The organism is Phytoactinopolyspora mesophila, from assembly GCF_010122465.1.
GTDB lineage: Bacteria > Actinomycetota > Actinomycetes > Jiangellales > Jiangellaceae > Phytoactinopolyspora > Phytoactinopolyspora mesophila.
On the sequence record NZ_WLZY01000002.1, the window covers coordinates 350,118 to 369,408 of the forward strand.

General features: G+C 65.2%; 19 protein-coding genes, 1 tRNA gene and 1 pseudogene. 15 read left to right on the plus strand and 6 right to left on the minus strand.

The genetic code is table 11. The features are described 5' to 3' along the window. Positions 1-5 precede the first annotated feature (5 nt). The 4 genes from F7O44_RS07810 to F7O44_RS07825 all read right to left on the minus strand — a co-directional run bounded on the left by F7O44_RS07810 (position 6) and on the right by F7O44_RS07825 (position 3,907). Positions 6-257 carry an acyl carrier protein gene (locus F7O44_RS07810; protein ID WP_162449666.1) on the minus strand — a complete coding sequence of 84 codons (252 nt, stop codon included), beginning with the start codon at positions 255-257 and terminating at the stop codon, positions 6-8. A 77-nt stretch (positions 258-334) separates the two neighbouring features. Next, positions 335-1,351, minus strand: a complete 1,017-nt coding sequence (locus F7O44_RS07815) for a beta-ketoacyl-ACP synthase III (protein WP_162449667.1) — start codon at positions 1,349-1,351, stop codon at positions 335-337. Continuing rightward, positions 1,348-2,532 carry an acyltransferase domain-containing protein gene (locus F7O44_RS07820; protein ID WP_162449668.1) on the minus strand — a complete coding sequence of 395 codons (1,185 nt, stop codon included), beginning with the start codon at positions 2,530-2,532 and terminating at the stop codon, positions 1,348-1,350. Before F7O44_RS07820 ends, F7O44_RS07815 begins: the two co-directional genes overlap by 4 nt. Before the next feature lie 199 nt (positions 2,533-2,731). Next, entirely contained in the window at positions 2,732-3,907 is a 1,176-nt protein-coding gene (locus F7O44_RS07825; RefSeq protein WP_162449669.1) for a PucR family transcriptional regulator, read from the minus strand. A 137-nt stretch (positions 3,908-4,044) separates the two neighbouring features. On the opposite strand from F7O44_RS07825, the gene F7O44_RS07830 reads away from it, so the two are divergent. Together F7O44_RS07830 and F7O44_RS07835 are read left to right on the plus strand one after the other, a co-directional pair. Next, on the plus strand, positions 4,045-4,533 hold the full coding sequence (locus F7O44_RS07830; protein WP_162449670.1) for a hypothetical protein: 489 nt from the start codon (positions 4,045-4,047) through the stop codon (positions 4,531-4,533). A 112-nt stretch (positions 4,534-4,645) separates the two neighbouring features. Further along, positions 4,646-5,413 carry a pirin family protein gene (locus tag F7O44_RS07835; protein ID WP_162450055.1) on the plus strand — a complete coding sequence of 256 codons (768 nt, stop codon included), beginning with the start codon at positions 4,646-4,648 and terminating at the stop codon, positions 5,411-5,413. A 62-nt stretch (positions 5,414-5,475) separates the two neighbouring features. Here F7O44_RS07835 and aceE read toward each other — a convergent pair whose 3' ends face one another. Next, positions 5,476-8,226 carry a pyruvate dehydrogenase (acetyl-transferring), homodimeric type gene (gene aceE / locus F7O44_RS07840; RefSeq protein ID WP_343073853.1) on the minus strand — a complete coding sequence of 917 codons (2,751 nt, stop codon included), beginning with the start codon at positions 8,224-8,226 and terminating at the stop codon, positions 5,476-5,478. 301 nt (positions 8,227-8,527) lie between these two features. Between aceE and F7O44_RS07845 the strand changes: the two genes are divergently transcribed. The 4 genes from F7O44_RS07845 to F7O44_RS07860 all read left to right on the plus strand — a co-directional run bounded on the left by F7O44_RS07845 (position 8,528) and on the right by F7O44_RS07860 (position 10,250). Beyond that, on the plus strand, positions 8,528-8,950 hold the full coding sequence (locus F7O44_RS07845; RefSeq protein ID WP_162449671.1) for a DUF3052 family protein: 423 nt from the start codon (positions 8,528-8,530) through the stop codon (positions 8,948-8,950). A 9-nt stretch (positions 8,951-8,959) separates the two neighbouring features. Continuing rightward, a complete protein-coding gene (locus tag F7O44_RS07850; protein ID WP_162449672.1) occupies positions 8,960-9,421 on the plus strand; it encodes a peroxiredoxin in 462 nt (153 codons plus the stop codon). A gap of 21 nt (positions 9,422-9,442) precedes the next feature. After that, positions 9,443-10,009 (plus strand): hypothetical protein, encoded by a 567-nt coding sequence (locus F7O44_RS29410; protein WP_187361165.1) that lies wholly within the window; start codon positions 9,443-9,445, stop codon positions 10,007-10,009. Between the two features lie 169 nt (positions 10,010-10,178). Then, a tRNA-Val gene (locus tag F7O44_RS07860) sits at positions 10,179-10,250 on the plus strand. Between the two features lie 174 nt (positions 10,251-10,424). Here F7O44_RS07860 and F7O44_RS32285 read toward each other — a convergent pair. Then, positions 10,425-11,834 (minus strand): annotated as a pseudogene (locus F7O44_RS32285) (site-specific integrase); the annotation flags it as partial. 522 nt (positions 11,835-12,356) lie between these two features. Here F7O44_RS32285 and F7O44_RS07870 point away from each other — a divergent pair. The 9 genes from F7O44_RS07870 (at position 12,357) to F7O44_RS07910 (ending at position 18,864) form a co-directional block, all read left to right on the plus strand. Next, on the plus strand, positions 12,357-12,515 hold the full coding sequence (locus F7O44_RS07870; RefSeq protein ID WP_162449673.1) for a hypothetical protein: 159 nt from the start codon (positions 12,357-12,359) through the stop codon (positions 12,513-12,515). A 37-nt stretch (positions 12,516-12,552) separates the two neighbouring features. After that, complete coding sequence (locus F7O44_RS07875) at positions 12,553-12,867, plus strand: hypothetical protein (RefSeq protein WP_162449674.1); 315 nt, start codon at positions 12,553-12,555, stop codon at positions 12,865-12,867. Between the two features lie 2 nt (positions 12,868-12,869). Beyond that, on the plus strand, positions 12,870-13,148 hold the full coding sequence (locus tag F7O44_RS07880) for a GntR family transcriptional regulator (protein ID WP_162449675.1): 279 nt from the start codon (positions 12,870-12,872) through the stop codon (positions 13,146-13,148). After that, positions 13,145-13,531, plus strand: a complete 387-nt coding sequence (locus F7O44_RS07885) for a hypothetical protein (RefSeq protein WP_162449676.1) — start codon at positions 13,145-13,147, stop codon at positions 13,529-13,531. Before F7O44_RS07880 ends, F7O44_RS07885 begins: the two co-directional genes overlap by 4 nt. Before the next feature lie 245 nt (positions 13,532-13,776). Next, positions 13,777-14,682 carry a hypothetical protein gene (locus F7O44_RS07890; protein ID WP_162449677.1) on the plus strand — a complete coding sequence of 302 codons (906 nt, stop codon included), beginning with the start codon at positions 13,777-13,779 and terminating at the stop codon, positions 14,680-14,682. Between the two features lie 105 nt (positions 14,683-14,787). Next, positions 14,788-16,479, plus strand: a complete 1,692-nt coding sequence (locus F7O44_RS07895) for a PQQ-binding-like beta-propeller repeat protein (protein ID WP_162449678.1) — start codon at positions 14,788-14,790, stop codon at positions 16,477-16,479. A gap of 152 nt (positions 16,480-16,631) precedes the next feature. After that, on the plus strand, positions 16,632-17,132 hold the full coding sequence (locus tag F7O44_RS07900; RefSeq protein WP_162449679.1) for a hypothetical protein: 501 nt from the start codon (positions 16,632-16,634) through the stop codon (positions 17,130-17,132). A gap of 256 nt (positions 17,133-17,388) precedes the next feature. Beyond that, positions 17,389-17,865, plus strand: a complete 477-nt coding sequence (locus F7O44_RS07905; protein WP_162449680.1) for a hypothetical protein — start codon at positions 17,389-17,391, stop codon at positions 17,863-17,865. Continuing rightward, the gene (locus F7O44_RS07910; protein ID WP_162449681.1) at positions 17,866-18,864 is read left to right on the plus strand and encodes a M23 family metallopeptidase; all 999 of its coding nucleotides are present in this window, start codon (positions 17,866-17,868) and stop codon (positions 18,862-18,864) included. Positions 18,865-19,291 lie beyond the last annotated feature (427 nt).

Here is a 19,291-nt window from a genome sequence, read left to right on the forward strand (position 1 = left end):
GGTGATCAGGCCTCCGGGCTTGCGTTCTTGATATAGGTCACAGCATCGCCGACGGTGGCGAGGTTCTTGACCTCGTCCTCGGGGATCTTCACGCCGAACTTCTCTTCAGCGCCGACCACAACCTCGATCATCGACAGGGAGTCGATGTCGAGATCGTCGGTGAAGGACTTGTCGAGCTGGACGTCCGCGGCGGGAACGCCGGTGATCTCGTTGACGATCTCTGCGAGACCGGTCAGGATCTCTTCGTTGCTGGCCATCTCTTCGTTTTCTCCTTGGTTGATACTGCTGATTGTCCGAAGTCGGCACGCACGTCGTCGGGCGCACGGCTGCTCGGTCAGGGTACGCGGATCACCTGGCCGGCGTAGACGAGGCCCGCGCCGAAACCGATGATGAGAGCGAGATCACCACTCTTGGCCTCGCCTGCTTCCATCATCCGCTCGAGCGCCAGAGGAATGGATGCCGCCGAGGTGTTGCCCTGCTGGGCGATGTCGCGCGCGATGCCCACGTGCTCCGGCAGTTTGAGCTGGCGGACCATGACGTCGGTGATGCGCATGTTGGCTTGATGTGGCACAAAGACGTCGAGATCGTCGACGCTGACGCCTGCGGCGTCCAGCGCCTGCTGGGCGACCTTCGACATCTCGTATGACGCCCACCGGAACACCGGGTTGCCGTCCATGACCAGATGCGGCATCTCAGGCCCGTCCGCGCCGAACAGGGCTTCGCGCCACTCTTTCTTCTGCCGGATGTGGTTCAGGTGCTCGCCGTCGGAGCCCCACACCACCGGGCCGATCCCGGCCTCGTCGCCGTCGTTGCCGGCACCGACGACGGCCGCGCCGGCTCCGTCGGCGAAGATGAACGCCGTCGAACGGTCGTACTGATCAGTGAGGTCTGAGAGTCGCTCGACGCCGATGACGACGACGTGCTGGGCGGTGCCTGAACGGACCATGTCCGACGCCAGCGACAACCCATAGCAGAAACCAGCACACGCCGCCGAGACGTCGAACGCCGCGGCGTAGTTGGTGCCGAGCTTGTGCGCGATTTCCACCGCGGCGGACGGCGTCTGATAAAGGTGGGTGACGGTGGAGACGATCACGCAGTCGACCTGTTCCGGCCGGACACCGGCATTGGCCAGTGCCTTGCCGGCCGCCGCGACGCTCATGTTGACGACTGTCTCTTCATCGGAGGCCCAGCGGCGGGTCTCGATGCCGGAGCGGGTGCGGATCCACTCGTCGGACGAATCGATCTTGTCGATGATCTCGTCGTTGGTGATGATCCGGGTGGGCCGGTAGCCGCCGATCCCCAGCACCTTGCTGGCCCGCAGCGACGGGGGAACTGTGATCGAGCCACTCATGATGCGACCGCCTCCGGGTGAAGCCGAACCAACGGTTGTCCCGGAGCGACCGGGTCGCCGTCTTCGACCAGCCATTCCAGCACTGTGCCGCCGTGGTTGGCGTGGACGTCTTGGGAATCCCGCAACGAGTTCACGCTGCCGACCAGGTCGCCAGGGGAGAGTTGACTGCCGGCCTTGAGCGAGGCCGCCTTGAACGTGCCCTTCATGGGTGCGACGACGAGGCGCCAGGTAGGGCTGTCGGTCATGGGACTCGGGTCGCCGTGCTTCTCGACGAACTTCCGGGCGTCGTCGAGCTGGTCGGGCGTCTTCAGCGCGAAGGTCTCGATGCCGGGCAGGGCGCGGCGGGCAAGGCCACTGAGGGTCCCTGCCGGCGGCACTTCGAGGAGGCCCGTGATGCCGAGGTCGGACATCGTGGTCTGGCAGAGGTCCCAGCGCACGGGGTTGGAAACCTGCTCGACGATGCGGTTGAGGACATCGCGGCCGTCATGAACCACGTGGCCGTCCCGGTTGGACAGCAGCCGCGTACGCGGATCGCGGGTGGTCATGGCGCTGGCGTAGTTACGCAGTGTTTCCACCGCGGGGGCCATGTGGTGGGTGTGGAAGGCGCCGGCGACCTGGAGCGGGCGTAGCCGGGCTCCCTCCGGAGGGTCTTCCTTCAGCGCGTCCAGCTGGGCCAAGGTGCCGGCGGCGACGATCTGACCAGCACCGTTGACGTTGGCCGGGGTCAGCCCGTGCTTCTCCAGGACCTGCAGGACATGTTCGGTGTCGCCGCCCAGGACGGCCGTCATGCCCGTGGGGGTGGTGCTGGATGCTTGGGCCATAGCGCGTCCACGCTCCCGGACGAACACCATCGCCTGCTCGGCGGTGATGACGCGGGCACCGGCCGCGGCGGTGATCTCGCCGACGCTGTGTCCGGCGACCGCGGCGACTGTGTTGAATGCGTCGGCAGGCTGCGGGAACAGGGCTACGGCAGCGACCAGGCCCGACGCGACCAGCAGTGGCTGTGCGATGGCGGTATCGCGAATGGTGTCGGCGTCGGCCTCGGTTCCGTAGTGGACCAGGTCAACCTGGGCGACCGCGGAGAGCCACTCGATGCGGTTGGCGAAAGCCGGCTCCTCCAGCCAAGGGGCGAGGAAGCCTGGAGTCTGGGAACCCTGTCCGGGCGCGACGATGACCAACACCCTTCCAGCCTGCTCGTTACCGGTCCGTAGGAGCGTCGATCACGCTCACAAGGTCTTCCTAGTAACTTTGGGCGGTTCCCACAAAAGCGCCACCCGCTCCCCAAATGATCATGTTTGGTGGGTTTTCTCGTGCACCACCATGCCTGCAGGCTTGTCAACGCACACGAAAACCCACCAAACATGATCATTTAGGGGAGCGTCAGTCGGAGTGGGGTGGGTCCAGGCGGCCGAGCGAGAGCGCGATGCGCAGCGTGTATGAGTCGCGCGCGTCGGTGGGTGTGAGGCCGACGACGTCGGTCACCCGGCGCAGCCGATACCGCACCGTGTTCGGATGCACGAACAGGAACCGCGCCGCGGCCTCGACCGAGGCGCCGGTCTCCAGGTATGCGGCGAGCGTCTCGAGCACCACCGGCCCTGCCTCAGCCACCGGCAGATAGACCTCGGCAATGAGCTCCCGGATCGCATCGGCATCGCCGGACAGCGCACGCTCGGGCAACAGCGCCGACGCCGCCACCGGCCGGGGTGCCTCCGGCCAGCCGTCAGCCGCCACGAGCCCGGAGACCGCGGCTCGCGCCGACACAGCGGCGGACACCAGGTCAGGCACCAGGGGGCCGACGATCACCGGACCCGGACCGAAATGGCTGATCAGGCATTCGGCCGCGCGTACCGGGTCCTCGACGCGTCCCAGGACCGCTACGAGCCGATCTCCCTGCACGCCGGTGAGCACGTCGTAACCCGCCTTCCGGGCGCTGCGCCGGATGTCATCGACGGTGTTGTCTCTGACCGCAGGGGGACGGCCGATGGTGACGACGACGCCGCTCTGAGCGGTCCAGCCCAGGGCAGAGGCGCGAGAACGTACTCCTTCGTCAACTTCGCCGCGCAGAAGCGAGTCGACGACGGTTGCTTCCAGCCGGGCATCCCACGAACCACGTGCTTCGGCATAACGCGCGTACACCTGGGCGGCGGAGAAGGCGACCTCCCGCGAATACCGTAGGACGCCTTCGAGAACGGCCGGCGCGTCGTCGTCGCCCACCACGTCGACGACGTTCTCCTCGACTACCTCGATGGCCACCCGGACGACCTCGACGGTCTGCTGCAGGCTGATCGCCCGGATCAGGTCCCGGGGCGCGGTGCCGAAGATGTCCGTGGTGGGCGACGGGCGGGCGTGCTGTGGGTTCCGGTACCAGTCGACGAACGCCGCGATGCCGGCCTGGATGAGCAAGCCGACCCAGGAACGTTGCTCTGGTGGCATTGCCCGGTACCACGAGAGCTCCTCCTCCATTTTGGTGATCGCAGTGGTGGCCAGCGGGCCAGTCGCGCGTTCGAGCAAGTGGACAGTACGTTCGTGACGCTTCGTGTCGCGGCGTGCAGACATATGCGGCAGCGTACGCGGCCGCTCGCCACGTCTGGGAACCGCACATTGTGGTAAAGGCACAATTGCGGTGTTGTGGCACCAATTTCGGCTGAATGGCCACTAGGAACCGGCCAGCGTCGCCGCTAGGCTGACGCCCTATGTCCACCTCGGCGCCCTCGGGGCGGTCGCGCGATCAGCGATCGCTGGATACGCTCGGGACCCAGCTCCGCCCTGTCATCCTGGCCTTGGCCGGGGGAGCGGTGCTGATGATCGTCGTGGTCCTGCTGACGTTCACAGAGACCGGGACAGCTGTCGAACTTTCCGCCGTCCTCGTTTTCGGTCTGCCGCCGCTCGTCGCGGCGTGGCTGCTGCCCACAACCCGGCTGAAGCCATTGGATCCGGGCCAGCGGGCCGACCCGGCCGAGGCGGCCCGCACGCTGCGGACCAGCAGCATGCTCGCACTGGCTCTGGCGGAGACGCCGGTGCTCGTCGGGGTTGTGGTGAGCTTCGTGGTCGGTGCCTGGATGCCGGCCATGGTGGGCGGCATCCTCGCCACCGCGGCGCTGTTGTCTCTCGGGCCTACCAGGTCCAGGCTGGACTTGTGGAAAGACCGTCTCGAGGCTAACGGCGCCCGAACTGGCCTGTAGAACACTCGCCGCGCCGTGCGGGGTTGGTATGCCGGCTCACTGACCTCTGCCTTCCGGCTCCGATCGAGGTGATCGCGTACGCGAGAATGGCGCGGTGACGAACGTGGAACTGATGCGTGGGATCGACCGGTTCGTGAGCAGCGAGCCGGGGTTGGTGTCGCGGCATTCTTTCTCCTTCGGGCGGCATTACGACCCGGCCAATGTCGGATTCGGCATGCTGGTCATGAACAACGACGACGTTGTGCAGCCGGGGGCGGGGTATGCCACCCACCCGCATCGCGACGTGGAGATCGTGACCTGGGTGCTCGAAGGCGCTCTGGCGCACCGCGATTCAACCGGTGCCGGAGGTGTGATCCACCCGGGTTTGGCGCAACGGCTCGGCGCGGGGCGGGGCGTCGTGCACTCGGAGTTCAACGACGCGCCCTCGTCGTCGGTCGCGGGCGAGGCGTCATCGTCCGGCGACCGAACGCCGACAGCGCCTCTGCGGTTCGTCCAGATGTGGGTGCCGCCGGACGAGCCGGGCATGGAGCCCCGCTACGAGCAGCGCGACCTGAGAGCTGAGCTGTCGGGCGGACGGTTGGTCGTGGTCGCTTCCGGGATGCCCCGCCATGCCGGAGAAGCCGCGATCGGTCTGGGACAGAGTTCGGCAGCGATGCACGTGGCACAGTTGGGCGACAGCTGCACGGACTTGGGCGTCACTCTGCCCGCGGCGCCGTTCGTCCATGTGTACGTGGCGCGTGGGGTTGTGCAGGTCGAAGGCGTCGGTCAGCTGGGTGAGGGCGACGCGGCGCGGATGACCGACGAGGGCGGACGCCGGGTGAGGGCGGTGACCGCGGCCGAGATCATCGTGTGGGAGATGCACGCACACGTCGGCCGTTGATCATTGTCCTCGTTTAGGCGTTATAGCACCTAAACGAGGACAATGATCAAGAAGGCATCCGCTCAGGACTCGCCGCCCGCCTCTTCAGCGGTGGTGGCGTTCACATCTTCGAGCTTGTACTGCTCCTGCGCCTTCTTCACGACGTCCCAGCTGATCTCGCCACGCCGGGCAAGAAGCGTGAGCACGTTCACCACGATCGACTGCGCGTCCACCTTGAAGTGCCGGCGCAGCGCCGCACGGGTGTCGGACATGCCGAAGCCGTCAGTGCCCAGCGACGCCCAGTCGCTCGGGACATACGGCGCGATCTGGTCCTGTACGGCACGCATGTAATCGCTCACACCGACCACCGGACCCTTGGTCTCGATCAGTCGCTGCGTGACATACGGCACCAGTGGCTCCTGGTCCGGGTTGAGCAGGTTCCACTCATCGGAGTTCAGCGCCTCGCGGCGGAGCTCGTTCCATGAGGTGACCGACCACACGTCGGCGGCGATCTGCCACTCGTCGGCCAGCCGCTGCTGTGCCTCGAGAGCCCAGTTCATCGCCACGCCGGAGGCGAGGATCTGCGCGTGCGGCACCTTGTCGCCGGGCGCGACCTCCATGGGCTTGTAGAGGTACATGCCCTTGAGCAAGCCCTCCACATCGAGGTTCTCCGGCTCCGGCGGCTGCACGTAGGGCTCGTTGTAGACGGTCAGGTAGTAGAAGACGTTCTCCGCGTCTTCGCCGTACATCCGGCGCAGTCCGTCCTTGACGATGTGGCCGACCTCGAAGCCGTACGCCGGGTCGTAGTGCACGACGGCCGGGTTGGTGGCGGCGAGCAGGACCGAGTGGCCGTCCTCGTGTTGGAGGCCCTCACCGTTGAGCGTGGTCCGGCCGGCTGTTGCCCCCAGGACGAAGCCGCGGGCCATCTGGTCCGCCGCCGCCCAGAAGCCGTCGCCGGTGCGCTGGAACCCGAACATCGAGTAGAAGATGTAGATCGGGATCATGGGTTCGCTGTGGGTGGCGTACGACGTCGCCACAGCGGTCCACGACGCGACCGAGCCGGCCTCGTTGATGCCCTCGTGCAGGATCTGGCCGTCGGTGGCTTCCTTGTACGACAAGAACAGCTCGCGGTCCACCGAGGTGTAGTTCTGCCCGTGCGGCGAATAGATCTTCAGCGTGGGGAAGAGCGAATCCATGCCGAAGGTCCGGGCCTCGTCGGGGATGATCGGAACCAGCCGGGGCCCGATCTCCTTGTCCTTGAGGAGGTCCTTGAGGAGCCGGACGAAGGCCATGGTGGTGGCGATGGCCTGCTTGCCGGAGCCGCGCTGGGCGACCTCGTAGACCTTGTCGCCAGGCAGCACCAGGGGCTTGGCCGCGGTGCGCCGCTCGGGGACGAATCCGCCGAGCTTGGACCGGCGATCCATCATGTACGCGTGCTCGTCGGAGTCCTTGCCCGGATGGAAGTACGGGGGGTTGTAGACGTCCTCGAGCTGGGAGTCGGGGATCTCCATGTAGAGGCGGTCGCGGAAGAGCTTGAGGTCGTCGCCGGTCAGCTTCTTCATCTGGTGCGTCGCGTTGCGGGACTCGAAGTGCGAACCCAGCGTCCAGCCCTTGATGGTCTTGGCGAGGATGACGGTGGGCTGTCCGGTGTGCTCGGTCGCTGCCCGGTACGCCGCGTAGAGCTTCTGGTAGTCGTGGCCGCCGCGCTTGAGGCCCCAGATCTCGTCGTCGCTGAGACGCTCGACCATCTTGGCGGTGCGTTCGTCACGGCCGAAGAAGTGCTCGCGTACGTAAGCGCCGGACTCGGCCTTGTACGTCTGGTAGTCGCCGTCAGGGGTGGCGTTCATGAGGTTGACCAGCGCGCCGTCGGTGTCCTGAGCGAGCAGCGGGTCCCACTCGCGGCCCCAGATGACCTTGATCACATTCCATCCGGCGCCCCGGAACAGCGCCTCCATCTCCTGGATGATCTTGCCGTTTCCGCGGACGGGGCCGTCGAGACGCTGCAGGTTGCAGTTGACCACGAAGGTCAGGTTGTCGAGTTCTTCGCGGGCTGCCGCACCGATGGCTCCGATGGTTTCCGGCTCGTCCATCTCGCCGTCACCAAGGTAGGCCCACACGTGCTGCTGGCTGGTGTCGCGGATGCCACGGTTGTGCAGGTACCGATTGAAGCGTGCCTGATAGATGGCATTGATGGGGCCCAGGCCCATCGACACGGTGGGGAACTCCCAGAAGTCCGGCATCAGCCGTGGATGCGGATACGACGGAAGCCCGCCGCCGAAGCCGGCATGGGAGAGTTCCTGACGGAATCCGTCGAGGCGGTCCTCACCGAGGCGGCCTTCCAGATACGCGCGCGCGTACATCCCGGGCGAGGCGTGGCCTTGGAAGAAGATCTGGTCGCCGCCGCCGGGATGGTCCTTGCCGCGGAAGAAATGGTTGAAGCCGACCTCGTACAGGCTGGCCGACGACGCGTAGGTGGAGATGTGCCCGCCGACGCCGACGCCCGGGCGCTGCGCCCGCTGCACCATCATGGCGGCATTCCACCGGACGTATGCGCGGATGCGGCGCTCGACGAACTCGTCGCCCGGGAACTCCGGCTCCGACTCCGGCGGAATGGTGTTGATGTAATCGGTGTTCCGCAGGCTAGGGACGCCGACCTGCCGCTCGCCGGCGCGCTCGAGCAACCTGAGCATCAGATACCGGGCTCGGTGCTTTCCGCCGTGTTCAATGGCGGCGTCCAACGAGTCCAGCCACTCCTGCGTCTCCTCCGTGTCGGCATCAGGAAGCTGACTGGGGAGGCCGTTGATGATGATCGGGGAGCGGTCTGCCACGACGATCCCTTCGAGGTCGGTCAGCGTCGGCACTGAGTTCCAGGCCGCGCCTCAAATGTTCAGGGTCACTGGTATTCACGTCCTATCCTGCTCGCTCTGTCGCCGTTCGTCACCATCGGGGTAGGTACTGGGCCACTTATCAGGCCTCCCGGTGCGCCTGTTGCGGGGTCGGCATGCCAGGCTGTACACATGCTTTGTGCTCGAACCTTTCGGCGGGTTCACTTGCGCAATTGGGCGTCCTTGGGTGGACTACGTGGCGGAGGGTGGTCCGCATGGGGCGGATCACACGATGTGAGGAGGACAATCGGTGGGCCAGACCGCGGGCCAGTCGGCTCAAGGCGACGGGCCGGCCAGCAGGCTTGGGTTCCGTGCGGGAGAAATCGTTCAAGAGCTCGGCTGGGACGAGGACTGCGATGATGATCTGCGGATCGATATCGAGGACACGACCGGCAACGAGCTCATCGATCAGGGCAGCGGCGAGGTCGCAGACGCTGTTCTGCAATGGTGGCGTGACGACGATGGCGACCTCACGGATGCCTTAGTCGACGCCGTCACAGAGCTGGTTCCTGGCGGCGTGGTGTGGCTGCTGACTCCGAAGGTTGGACGGAACGGGCACGTGGATCCCAGCGACGTGGCTGACGCCGCGCTGACTGCAGGGTTGTCGACCACCACCACAGTCGCGGTGACTGAGGAATGGTCTGGAACCAAGCTTGTCGCACCTAAGGGCTAATCTGACCGGATGAGTTTGATCGGCGAGTTGGCCCCGGATTTTGATCTGAAGGATCAGCATGGCTCGGGATGGCGGCTCTCGGCGCACCATGGCCGGCCGGTTGTCCTGGTGTTCTACCCGTTTGCTTTTACGGGTGTGTGTACCGGAGAGCTACATGAGCTGCGAGACGATTTCGTTCCATCTGTTGCCGACACCGTTGAGGTCGTCGGGTTGTCGTGCGACTCCATGTTCGCGCTGCGGGTGTTCTCCGAGAACGAAGCGCTGAATTTCCCGTTGTTGTCGGATTTTTGGCCACATGGGGAGGTCGCTTCGGCGTACGGTGTCTTCGATGAGGAACGCGGCTGTGCCCGGCGCGGCACGTTTCTCATCGACGCCGACGGCGTCGTGAGGTGGAGCGTGGTCAACAACGGCCCGGTCGCACGCAACGTCGAGGAGTACCGGCGCGCGCTGAGAGAGTTGACAGCGGCGTGAGAGCGAACGGGAGGAGGTGCCATGCCCTGTTACCGCTGTGGTGCCCGGGAGGCTGATCCGGCCCGTGGGGCCCGCCTGTGGGTGCGTGCCGTAAGGTCCGACGTCCAGGTGCTTGTGTGCCCTGACTGCCAGCAGAGCAGTAGTTGGTCGACCGAGGTTGATCACTGCTCGGCCTGTAACGGCACCAATCTGGTCCGGCGTCTTGGGCAGACCGTCTGCCGTTCGTGCGAGTCGTCGGCCACCGCGGAGTTCCTCGCAGTGGAGAGCACCATGGACCGCGGCATCGCCGTCGGTGCCGCGCCGGGCAAACACCGGCGCCCGGACGACGGCCGAGACCTGACGGCCGAGGTCGCCACCGCGCTGGACCGGGTCCTGGGCCGGCACGCCAAACGGCCGCCGGAAGACGGCGATGCGGGAGCGGAGTTTCCCGCCCCAGAACCCATGCAGTACGGGGATCATCAAGACTCCTCGCCCGGTTCCCGGGCCGGCCCACCGCGGTCCGGTTCCGAACCGGGGCAGGGACGGGGCCGGCAGCCGGACGACAAGCGGAACAAGGGTGCACGGTTCCGCCGGAACCGGCAACGGTAATCGGAACCGCCCAGCTCGGATTGGCCGCTCCACCCGAAGCTTCGTGGCCTCCCGTAACGCTTGCAGCCTCATTGGAGGTCCGGAGCGTTACGCCAGGCCACGAACCTCCGCGTCGGCCCGGTGAATCGACTGGGTATGGTGGTAGCGGTCTGGACGGCAGTACAGACGCGGGCGCATAGCTCAGTGGAAGAGCACTGGTCTTACAAACCAGGGGTCGCTGGTTCGAACCCAGCTGCGCCCACTTACGAATATGGTCGTCACCTGCGGTGATGCCTTCTCCGCGGCCGTGGTCGGCGGTATTGAACTCCGCTGGGGAGCCCGCGGGGAGCCCGGACGTCGCTCGTGGTGTCCGCGGGACCACTGTGGCGGCCGCTTCGGCAGCCTCTTTGTCGACGTCTTCGAAGACGCTCGTGTAGGTGTCGCGAGTCAGCGCGCCAGACGAATGGCGGAGCCGCGCCTGGATGATCTTCATGTCGAGTTTGGCCGCGTGCATGATTGATGCGGCAGAGTGGCGAAGGTCGTGTAAGCGGATAGGTGGCAGGCCCGAAGCGAACGCGAGCTGCTCGAACTCGTCAGTCACATTGGCGGGAATCAGCGGTTTGCCGTCATCTTGGGTGAAAACGTAGAGTGTCTCGACCCAGTCGCGTCCCAGTCGTAGGCGCAGCGCATCCTGCGAGGCGAGGTGACGCTTGAGTACCTCGATGGTGCCGGAGTCGAGGGCTATGGGTGCATCGGAGGCCTCTGTCTTGGGTTCGCCCTCGATGGTCTCCCAATCCGATTGTGTGATCTGCCATGCAACCGTTAGGGTCCCGGCGTCTAGGTCGAGATCCTGCCTGCGGACACCGCATGCTTCTCCGCGGCGCAGCCCTGTGAACGCTGTCAGGTGGTACAGGGCGTACAACGGGTGACCCGTCGCGTGGTCCAGGAAGTGGCCGACTTGGGCAGGTGTCCACACCATCACAGGGGAGGGGCGCGCGGAGGTGTCGTGCCAGACGGCGAACTCGTCTACCTTGCGGCCGGTCGCTCGCGCGGTCGCCAGGCGCCGCTCGAATTGGGCCGACCACTGCCGGACCCTGGCGTCCGTCCACGTTCGTCCCTTCGGAGATTTTCCCGAGGGGAGCTTGACCAGTTTTGCCACGTTCACTTCGACAATGCTCTCTCGCTGAAGGTCGCCAAGGAAGACCCGGAGAGTCGCGCGGATCCTCTGCTTGCCCGCTGGGCCAACGGTTCGCCCCTTTTTCCTGCCTGCGCGGATCGCCTCGTTGCGCGCGTCGATGGCGGCGAACATCTGGTCGACATCGCGCTTACGTAGCTTGTCTGGTGCGATTCGCCCCAGATGAGGCTTGATGTGGTTCTTTCCGTGGCTGGCGTAAGTGTTGCGGGTGGTCTTGCGGAGATCGGATTTGCCGGCCAGCCAGGCGTCGAACTCTTCTGCCAAGTTCGACTTCCGGGCGACATCTACACCTTTGCGGACTTTTGACAGGACTTCGTCCTCCGCGTCCTTCGCGGCCGTGCGTGTGGGGAATCCGCCGCGGCGGATCTTTCGACGACGCGTCGCGGGCAGTCCATCCGGGCCAAACACTGGCCGTCCGTCTGTGTCTAACAGTGGCTCTGGGTCTAGCTCCACCTGGAAATACCAACGCCCGTGGGTCTTGCTGTACGAGCCGTCGTCGCGTCTCAGATCCGGGCACTGACTTCCCAGTTCGCGACCGCCTTCGTCCTTGCACTTGCAGCGTTTGTACGTGCTCACTTGCCCTCCTCGCCTTTGGGGCTCGCGGCTCGCGGGTCCCCGCACCGGCCGGGAGACGTCGCAGGGCGCACACATGCTCTGGTCTAGGCCCCTGGAAGGTACGCGGCGCGGGAGGTCAGTCGTGAGTGGCGCTGCGGCGATTGCACCGGTGCATGTTCGGTCCCATGAAGCAATCGATCTCGCACAGGGAACTGGTTGACAGCCGTGCTTATCCGGCTACTCCGGGCGTTTATGTCGCTCGGTGAGTTGGCTCGGGCGGTTCTGGTGCCAGGTCTTGATCGTTGACGGCCACCATAGGGGGCCGACTGCGGGTCGGAAGTCGGGATCAGGCATCTGGCCGCGGCTGAGATAAGTCCGTACGGTGCTTGGGGTAGTACCGATGTGTTCAGCGACCTCGGCGACGCTCCAGATTTCCTGTTCCGGCACGTGCCCAAGAATAGAGTGCAGCGTTGCGCCGTACGGCGGGTCGCCGTATAGTCACTTGTGTTCGTCCTATTCGTTCGGATGTGACGGGCGACAAGTGAAGAGCGGGACCGCCCGGAGTTGGCGCTCCGAACGGTCCCTTGATCCCCACCTGAGCTAGCAGGAGGAGACCCAATGGGTACGGTATCTGACCCTGCCTGTCCCGGTATCGAGCCGAGCGAGGAACTCGTCGTACTGATGTGGCCGGACGGCAATCGGCGAGTGACGGTCGTCCCGGACCGCATGCGGCGAGGACGGTTGTTAGCCGAGGCGGTTGCCGATGTACACGGCTAGGACATCTGGACAGGCCATTCGCGTTGTAGATCTGTCGATGGACCTGGTCGCATACACGGAGCTGTATGACGGCGAAGACTTCCGTGGCGCGTTGGAGCGGCTCAAGCTGCAACCAATCGGCCGGATCTTCGCCACCATCGATGGTCGGCGCATGAGCGCATGTGAACCGATCCTGGAGGAGCTGTACTCCGGAGAGTTCGATGTCTACTTGGACTGGTTTCATCGCAAGGTTGTCGCGTGCTTCCTGGACGCCCGTGTCGTGTTTGACGGCGAGGACGCCGTGCGGGCCGCGGCGACAGCTTTGAACGCAGCTGCCGACAAGGCCGAGCAAGTATTCGCGGGGCGGTGGTAGCGGTGAATGAGGGCTTGCATCCGCTCGAACCTGATGCAGACACGCCTGGATATCTCTTCGTCCGGCTCGCCGGCGACGTTGAGAAGCAGATCGCCCTGGGTGAGTTGTCTCCGGGCGCACGTCTGCCGGGGGAGGTGGCGCTCGCTGAGCAGTACGCGGTCTCGGTCAGTACTGTTCGGCGTGCGATGGACGTGCTCGTTGAACGTGGGTTGATTGACGTCGTTCCTGCGAAGGGCCGGTTTGTCAGGCATCGTGCTGACCAGGCGGGGCCGGCGGGATGAGCACGACACGGCAGCGGTACGTGAGCTCAGCACAGTGGAACGGTCAGTACTGGTCGATTTCCTGTGCGGCGCCGCCGGTGGTGTCCACGGCCAGGAGCCTCGCGCGGTGTGCCGAGCGCCAGCGACACGCCCTGTCGGCGTCGCTCGGCATTCCGGCGGAGCAAGTTCGCATGGAGATTCGCCCTGTTCTGCCGGAGGCAGCACTCGAGCGCTTGAACAGGAGCAAAGAGCTGCGTGCAGCTGCGGCCTGGGCGAATCATGCCTCCGCGATTGAGGTTCGGGCTGCAGCACGGGCTCTGGTCGATCACGGACTGTCATTGCGTGACATCGGTTGGCTTCTCGGCGTCTCATTCCAGCGTGTTCATCAGTTGATCAATTCCTGATGGGGCTAGACGGCGCCCTTCTGGTGAGGGTCTCATCGTCCGGCGTCCGTGAAGAAGTGCCTTTGAACTGGGCTGATTCGTGCCGGTGAGCGTTTCGGTGAGTTCGTCGGTCAGAGCTTCGGCCAACGGCTCGGTGATGAGTGTCGGCTGTGCTTTCGCAGCGTAGGTGATCGCGAGGCACGGGTGACGTGGGCGAGGTTCCGCCGCGACGGCCGTGTCCAAGGAGACCTCCTGGGAGGTTCGGCATGTCTGGTTCTACGTCGAACAGAGTGGGTGTCGGGGACATTTTCACCGATGACGGGTTGCGTGCCGCGCTCAGACGCGTGATGGATGGGGAGGGGTGGGACAGCCCAGTCGGCCAATTGGTGGTGGACGCACTTCGGGCAATGTCGCACCGATGGACGGTGCCGCACGCCGATGTGGTCGATCCGCACCGGCTTGATCACTTGGTCGGTCTGGCGTGGGAGATGCTGGTGACCTACCCAGAGAAGGTCGTCAGTGCCCGCTCGCCATGGGGGATGATCAACGTTGCGCTGTGGCACCGAGCATGCTCGGCGGCGCTTGCCGACGAGCTCGGAGTGTCAGAGCGGCACGCACGTCAGCTTATGCAGTCCAATGTTCGGTCGCGGTTGCAGGCTGGCGCACTGCATACGACGGTCCGTCTAGGTGAGGGGACCACGTTCGAGCGCGCTTCGACCGAGCCTGCGGCGCGGAGGGACCCTGTCGGTGACGAGGCTTTGGGCAACGTTCACGCCGAGCCTACGGAGGACTGGGACGAGGCGTTGCGTTTGTTGCAGACCGAACTCGTCGAAGCAGGTGTCCCACCGGAACAGACCGTAGAGGCGATCCAGCAGGTGATCGAGGTCATCGCGGCCGCACATTCACGCTCCTACATGCACACCGAGGTATATCGCTCACCGCAACTTGCGGGCCTCGACCATGCGCAGAGAAGAGCCCTGGCTGAGCTGTTGATCGGTACCCGTCGCGGTGGTGCAGCGGACTCGGCGTGGTGGACATTGCGCTGCCGCCTGGCTGATGGGGAACGGCCGCAACTGCGGGCTTACCCGAAGTTCGCCGCACGAGTGGCGAAGTTCGCTGCACCCTTCGTCGACGGCAGGAAAGCCGACGCCGAGCTTCGGGTCGGTGCATGAGGCCGGTCGCGTGTGCGGTCGTCGAGTACTCCCTGACAAGACAGGCACGGATTTCTGCTAGGTGAAATGGGAGGAGCGGTGGGCTATCGCCCGGATGTGACGGCCGTGATCACAGTCGACGAACTCGGCGATGCTACGACGACGATCACTTCACCAACAGGACAGGTGAGTGTCGATAGGGCCGACGCCTGGAAGCATCTGGCTCAGATGGCGTCCGACGCCGGGCATCCGTTGCTGGTCCGAACTGTCGACGAACACGGCCGCGCATACCGTGACGTCGTCCACGCCGTCCCGGCCCCACGGCCCGAGTACGCGGCGGTTGACGACGGCGCCCCGTCCCCCGAGGAGGACGGTTCGCCCCCCGCAGAATCTCGGCACAGCCAACGTGAGCAACGAGAGGATGCAAACCGCGACGTGGACCTACCGGCGGTTCAGCGGCCGAGACGAATGCTGCCGCCTCCGCGGGCCACCGAGAACCAGAACGCTGGCTCAAAGGAGGCGGACGAGTCACAGCACGAGCCGGTGGTCGACGAGTTGCCCGCGACCGGCGATGTGCCCGACCCGGTGGCCGTTTCGTGCCCTGCAGACGAGGGCAGCGTTCACCAAGGCGCGAGAGCCGAGTCATCCGATGGCCGGACGGAAGCAGCGGTCATGGCTTGTGCATCGGCGGTGCTCTTGGCCTGCACGCTGGCCATGGTCATCGTGAGCAAACTGGACTCGCCTGGAGGAAAATATCCCGCAACCGCGGTAGCGGTGGCGTCCGTCCCCGGCCGTATTCCGCCTGGTTTCTCCGACGAGCCAGTGTGGCAGGTGGATCTCGCTCCCGGGACGGCACCAGTGACTGGCGACTCCGAACTTGTCGCCGTACACGCGCGCGACGGCCATGTCCGCCTGGTGGAGGCGGCCACCGGGACCGTCGTATGGGAACGCGAAGCTGGCACCGACGCAGGGTCGTTGTTCCTGGTCCGGATCGATGGCAACGACACAGTGGTCTGGCAACGCGCACGTGAACTTGTCGTAGGCACCCCCGCCAATGGCGACGCCCCCGTTGTGCACCGAACCGGACCGCGTGCGCGGGTGAGCAACGCCGGTGATGCTGTATTGGTCTCTGACCCCGACATGCCGGGTCGCGTGTGGGCGCTCAACGCGCCTGGGCTTGTCGAGGTCGGTATCGGTGAGGACGAGACGGCGATGGCCGTGGTCGACGGAGTAGTCGTGTCGTCGAACGGGTCCGCGGTGTTGCAGCGCACGCCAGTGCACGGGGGCCAGAGCGAGGTAGTCGCGCTGGACCGCCCGGAAGGGATGGTCATCCGCAGATGGGCTGGAATGGCCGGCAATGCCGTGACCGTCGTCTGGGACCGTCCTGGACAGGACGAGGACCGCGACGTCGTGCTCATGACCCACGATGCCAGCAGCGGGCAGGAGATCGCTTCGGCTCGAGCAAAGTGGGCCGACGTCCGCCATGCCCGATTGACCGCAAGCCAAGGCACGTCACCGGTGAGCGTCGCGCTCGGGCCGGTGACGCTGTGGTTGGACGGCGCGCGCGAGGCGGCAGTTGAACCGGAGACCACATGGCTGTGGCACACCGAACGCCACGTCTGGGGCGTCCGTGACGACGGGCACATCATGCGGATCGACCCAGCCGGTGACGTCGAGGTGTTACCTGCAGACACGCCAGCGCCGCTCGGAGTGACCTCCGACGGCGTAGCGGTGACCGTCGTCGGAGGCACCGCTTACGCATTGGCACCAGAGAACGGCACAACGACGGAGACAACCAGGAATGGTGATCGGCAATGAACAATCCACGATTTGTGTCAGGGCCTTGGGAGTATGTCTGGGCCGCCAGGAACCGAGGCGGCGGGTACTTGACCGCGTACGAAGTCGCGACCTGGACATGGCAGGCCGATCGCTCTGGCCAAGACGCTGTTCCCGCTGTCACTCGGTACGTGATGAATGAGATGGTCGCTCGGCAGGCACAACTACACGACATCGCGCGCAGCGTGGTGCAACGCGACAGCTACCCAACTCCAGCCGGAGAAGCGTTCCCTGCGCTGGATCATCTCAGCTGGGAAGGCGAGCGGGTCCGGGTGGATGCTCAGTTCGTCATCGAGCCGGCCGACGTGGGCGGTGAACCACGCACAGCGTTCGGATCGTTCTATCTGCCTCCAGACTCCAACGGCTTGTATCACCTCCACCAGCTCGGTTGGGACCTGCACCCTGTCAACCACGACGATTCGATCCTCCGTCCAGTCACCGCAAGCGTGAGTCGCGACGTTGATGCCGTCGGCCGTCGCGTGGTGGACGCGGTCGATCGTGGAGAACTCACTTACGACCAGGCGGCACGCACGAAGCTTGTGACGGTAGCCCTCATGGGCCGTGACCAAAGGCTTTCCTCCCGGAGCCCGTCGCCTGAGACTTCCGTAGCCCGGCACACCGGCCCGAGCTTGTGAACGGGCCATCCGAAACACGGCACCACGACGCGCGGAGGAGGCTGACATCGTGCTCGGCAAGAAATGGATCGCGGCTATCGGCTGTGGGCTCCTGGCAGGTGGCGCCATCGTCGCGCTAGCGAGCATCACCGATCACAATGATCGGCCTGGGGGAAACGAAAGAGAAGCCCGGGCGGCTTCATCTACGGGCAATACCCGATCCCATACGGACATGACAGCCAGCGGCTCGCAGCCCGCTCTCCGGCTAGAAGCTCCCGTGAGCAGTGATCCGCGGGAGCTGGGCCGCTGGATTGGCGAGACCGTCTATGGGATCGACTACCGCGAAGTTCGTGAGGCCTACGTCGACGCCCTGTGGTCGGTCAGCATCGGCGCCGATGCCGACGACCCGGACACTGCTTGGGCCGCATTTGCCCAGGACCCCGCACTCGCTGGAATCGTCGAACTCATCCCCGAGCCGGACGTCTGGGAGCGCCTCGCCGCACATGAGCAATGGGCCGCATTCGATGTGCGTGAACCCATTGGCGCCGAGGAAGTCGAGCTGGACGCCGCCCTGACGCGCGCTGGCGTCATCACCACGATGGTCCTTGTTAACGGCACACAGACGATGCACTACACCGGCGACGACGGCAGCGCTCAGACTCACATCATTCGGCCGTCGCTGGAGATGCTGATCGGTTGCGCTGCCGAATGGAACGGGTGCCGGCTGCTGCGTGTCCTTGATCGGCAACCATAAATGCTGGGAAGAACCATCGCTGGACTCGCTCTGATCTCGGCGGCCTTCCTCTTCACCGGCACGTTGGGCGCAACTGTCGTGCTCGGCGACGCAGGCAACGATGGCACTGACGACCACGGATACGGAACGTTCTGCGCGGCATCCACGGTGGACGGGCTCAACACGGAGCAAACGGAGATAGCAAGAACCATCATCAAGGCAGGCGACACCGTCAACGTTCCGCATCGAGGCCTGGTCGTTGCGTTGGCTGCGGGGGCGGTCGAGACCCGACTGAGGAACCTGCCCTATGGCGACCGGGACTCCCTCGGCGTGTTCCAGCAACGCCCCTCAACTGGATGGGGCACACCCAACGAACTGATGAACGTCTCCTATGCATCGGCTGCGTTCTTCGGCGGCCCTGACGGCCCGAACTCGCAAGGAGCAGTCAGTGAACCGCCCGGGCTGCTCGACATCCACGGCTGGGAACAGATGACCGTTGGGCAAGCGGCACAAGCCGTGCAGCGCAGCGCCTTTCCCGATCGCTACGCCGACTGGGAAGACGACGCACGCGCCTGGGTGGCCGAGCTAGCCGGAGACGGCTCGAACTGTGCGGCCTCGTTGCCCATCGCGAAGGGGCGCTACCGAATCACTGACCGGTACGGCTACCGGGAACACCCGATCACCGGCGAGTGGAAACTGCACGACGGGCTCGACTTCGCAGCACCCACCGGTACGCCCGTCGTGGCTATCGCTCCCGGTGAGGTCACGTTCGTAGGATTTCGGCCTTGGGCCGGCCCACACTTGGTCGAAATCGACCACGGAGACGGTCACACCAGCGAGTACGGCCACATGTCATCCGCCGGTGTAGCCCGGCACGACACCGTAGGCGCCGGACAGCAAATCGGCACTGTCGGCAACGAAGGCTTGTCGACGGGCCCGCACCTTCACCTGACGATCCGCCACGACGGAGAGACACTCGATCCGGAACGTTGGTTCGCCGACCTCGGCGTTCAGCCGTGAGCCTGGGACTAACTGCATGAGCGGCGGCTATCGAAAGTGCGCTGTAGCTAGCTCACCAGGCACAGCTGAAGCGCTGGCCTCAACTCTGGCAGAAGTATCGCGAGCTCCGGGCGCAACCTGTAAGGCGAGTAGGAGTCGGCTGCCGAATGAGCGGCCGGGGCCGGGTTTTGGGAATGACCGGACTTTGTGATGATGATGGCGATCTCACCGTGAACGCTCGACCCAGCGATCGCCGCGGGCCCAGATAGTCCGCGTTTCAAGAGCCGGAAATGCCCGGCATAGAAAGTGTGATTTCTGTGTGTGGGCTGGGCGCCGTAGCGCCCCGGGTGGATGTATTTTTTGATCGCTTTGGTTCGTACAGCGGTCACTGGTTCGGGTGAAGGGCTGTATCCGCTGTTAACGGATGGGTGCGCATAGATAGAGATCG

What these genes read in the sequence shown, in the direction of transcription:
- F7O44_RS07850 (WP_162449672.1), top strand. Translation starts at nt 8,960, where the DNA reads ATGAGTTTGATCGGCGAGTTGGCCCCGGATTTTGATCTGAAGGATCAG.
- F7O44_RS07825 (WP_162449669.1), bottom strand. Translation starts at nt 3,907, where the DNA reads ATGTCTGCACGCCGCGACACGAAGCGTCACGAACGTACTGTCCACTTG.
- F7O44_RS07885 (WP_162449676.1), top strand. Translation starts at nt 13,145, where the DNA reads ATGAGCACGACACGGCAGCGGTACGTGAGCTCAGCACAGTGGAACGGT.
- F7O44_RS07835 (WP_162450055.1), top strand. Translation starts at nt 4,646, where the DNA reads ATGCGTGGGATCGACCGGTTCGTGAGCAGCGAGCCGGGGTTGGTGTCG.
- F7O44_RS07830 (WP_162449670.1), top strand. Translation starts at nt 4,045, where the DNA reads ATGTCCACCTCGGCGCCCTCGGGGCGGTCGCGCGATCAGCGATCGCTG.
- F7O44_RS07870 (WP_162449673.1), top strand. Translation starts at nt 12,357, where the DNA reads ATGGGTACGGTATCTGACCCTGCCTGTCCCGGTATCGAGCCGAGCGAG.
- F7O44_RS07875 (WP_162449674.1), top strand. Translation starts at nt 12,553, where the DNA reads ATGGACCTGGTCGCATACACGGAGCTGTATGACGGCGAAGACTTCCGT.
- F7O44_RS29410 (WP_187361165.1), top strand. Translation starts at nt 9,443, where the DNA reads ATGCCCTGTTACCGCTGTGGTGCCCGGGAGGCTGATCCGGCCCGTGGG.
- F7O44_RS07910 (WP_162449681.1), top strand. Translation starts at nt 17,866, where the DNA reads ATGCTGGGAAGAACCATCGCTGGACTCGCTCTGATCTCGGCGGCCTTC.
- F7O44_RS07810 (WP_162449666.1), bottom strand. Translation starts at nt 257, where the DNA reads ATGGCCAGCAACGAAGAGATCCTGACCGGTCTCGCAGAGATCGTCAAC.
- F7O44_RS07815 (WP_162449667.1), bottom strand. Translation starts at nt 1,351, where the DNA reads ATGAGTGGCTCGATCACAGTTCCCCCGTCGCTGCGGGCCAGCAAGGTG.
- F7O44_RS07900 (WP_162449679.1), top strand. Translation starts at nt 16,632, where the DNA reads ATGAATGAGATGGTCGCTCGGCAGGCACAACTACACGACATCGCGCGC.
- F7O44_RS07890 (WP_162449677.1), top strand. Translation starts at nt 13,777, where the DNA reads ATGTCTGGTTCTACGTCGAACAGAGTGGGTGTCGGGGACATTTTCACC.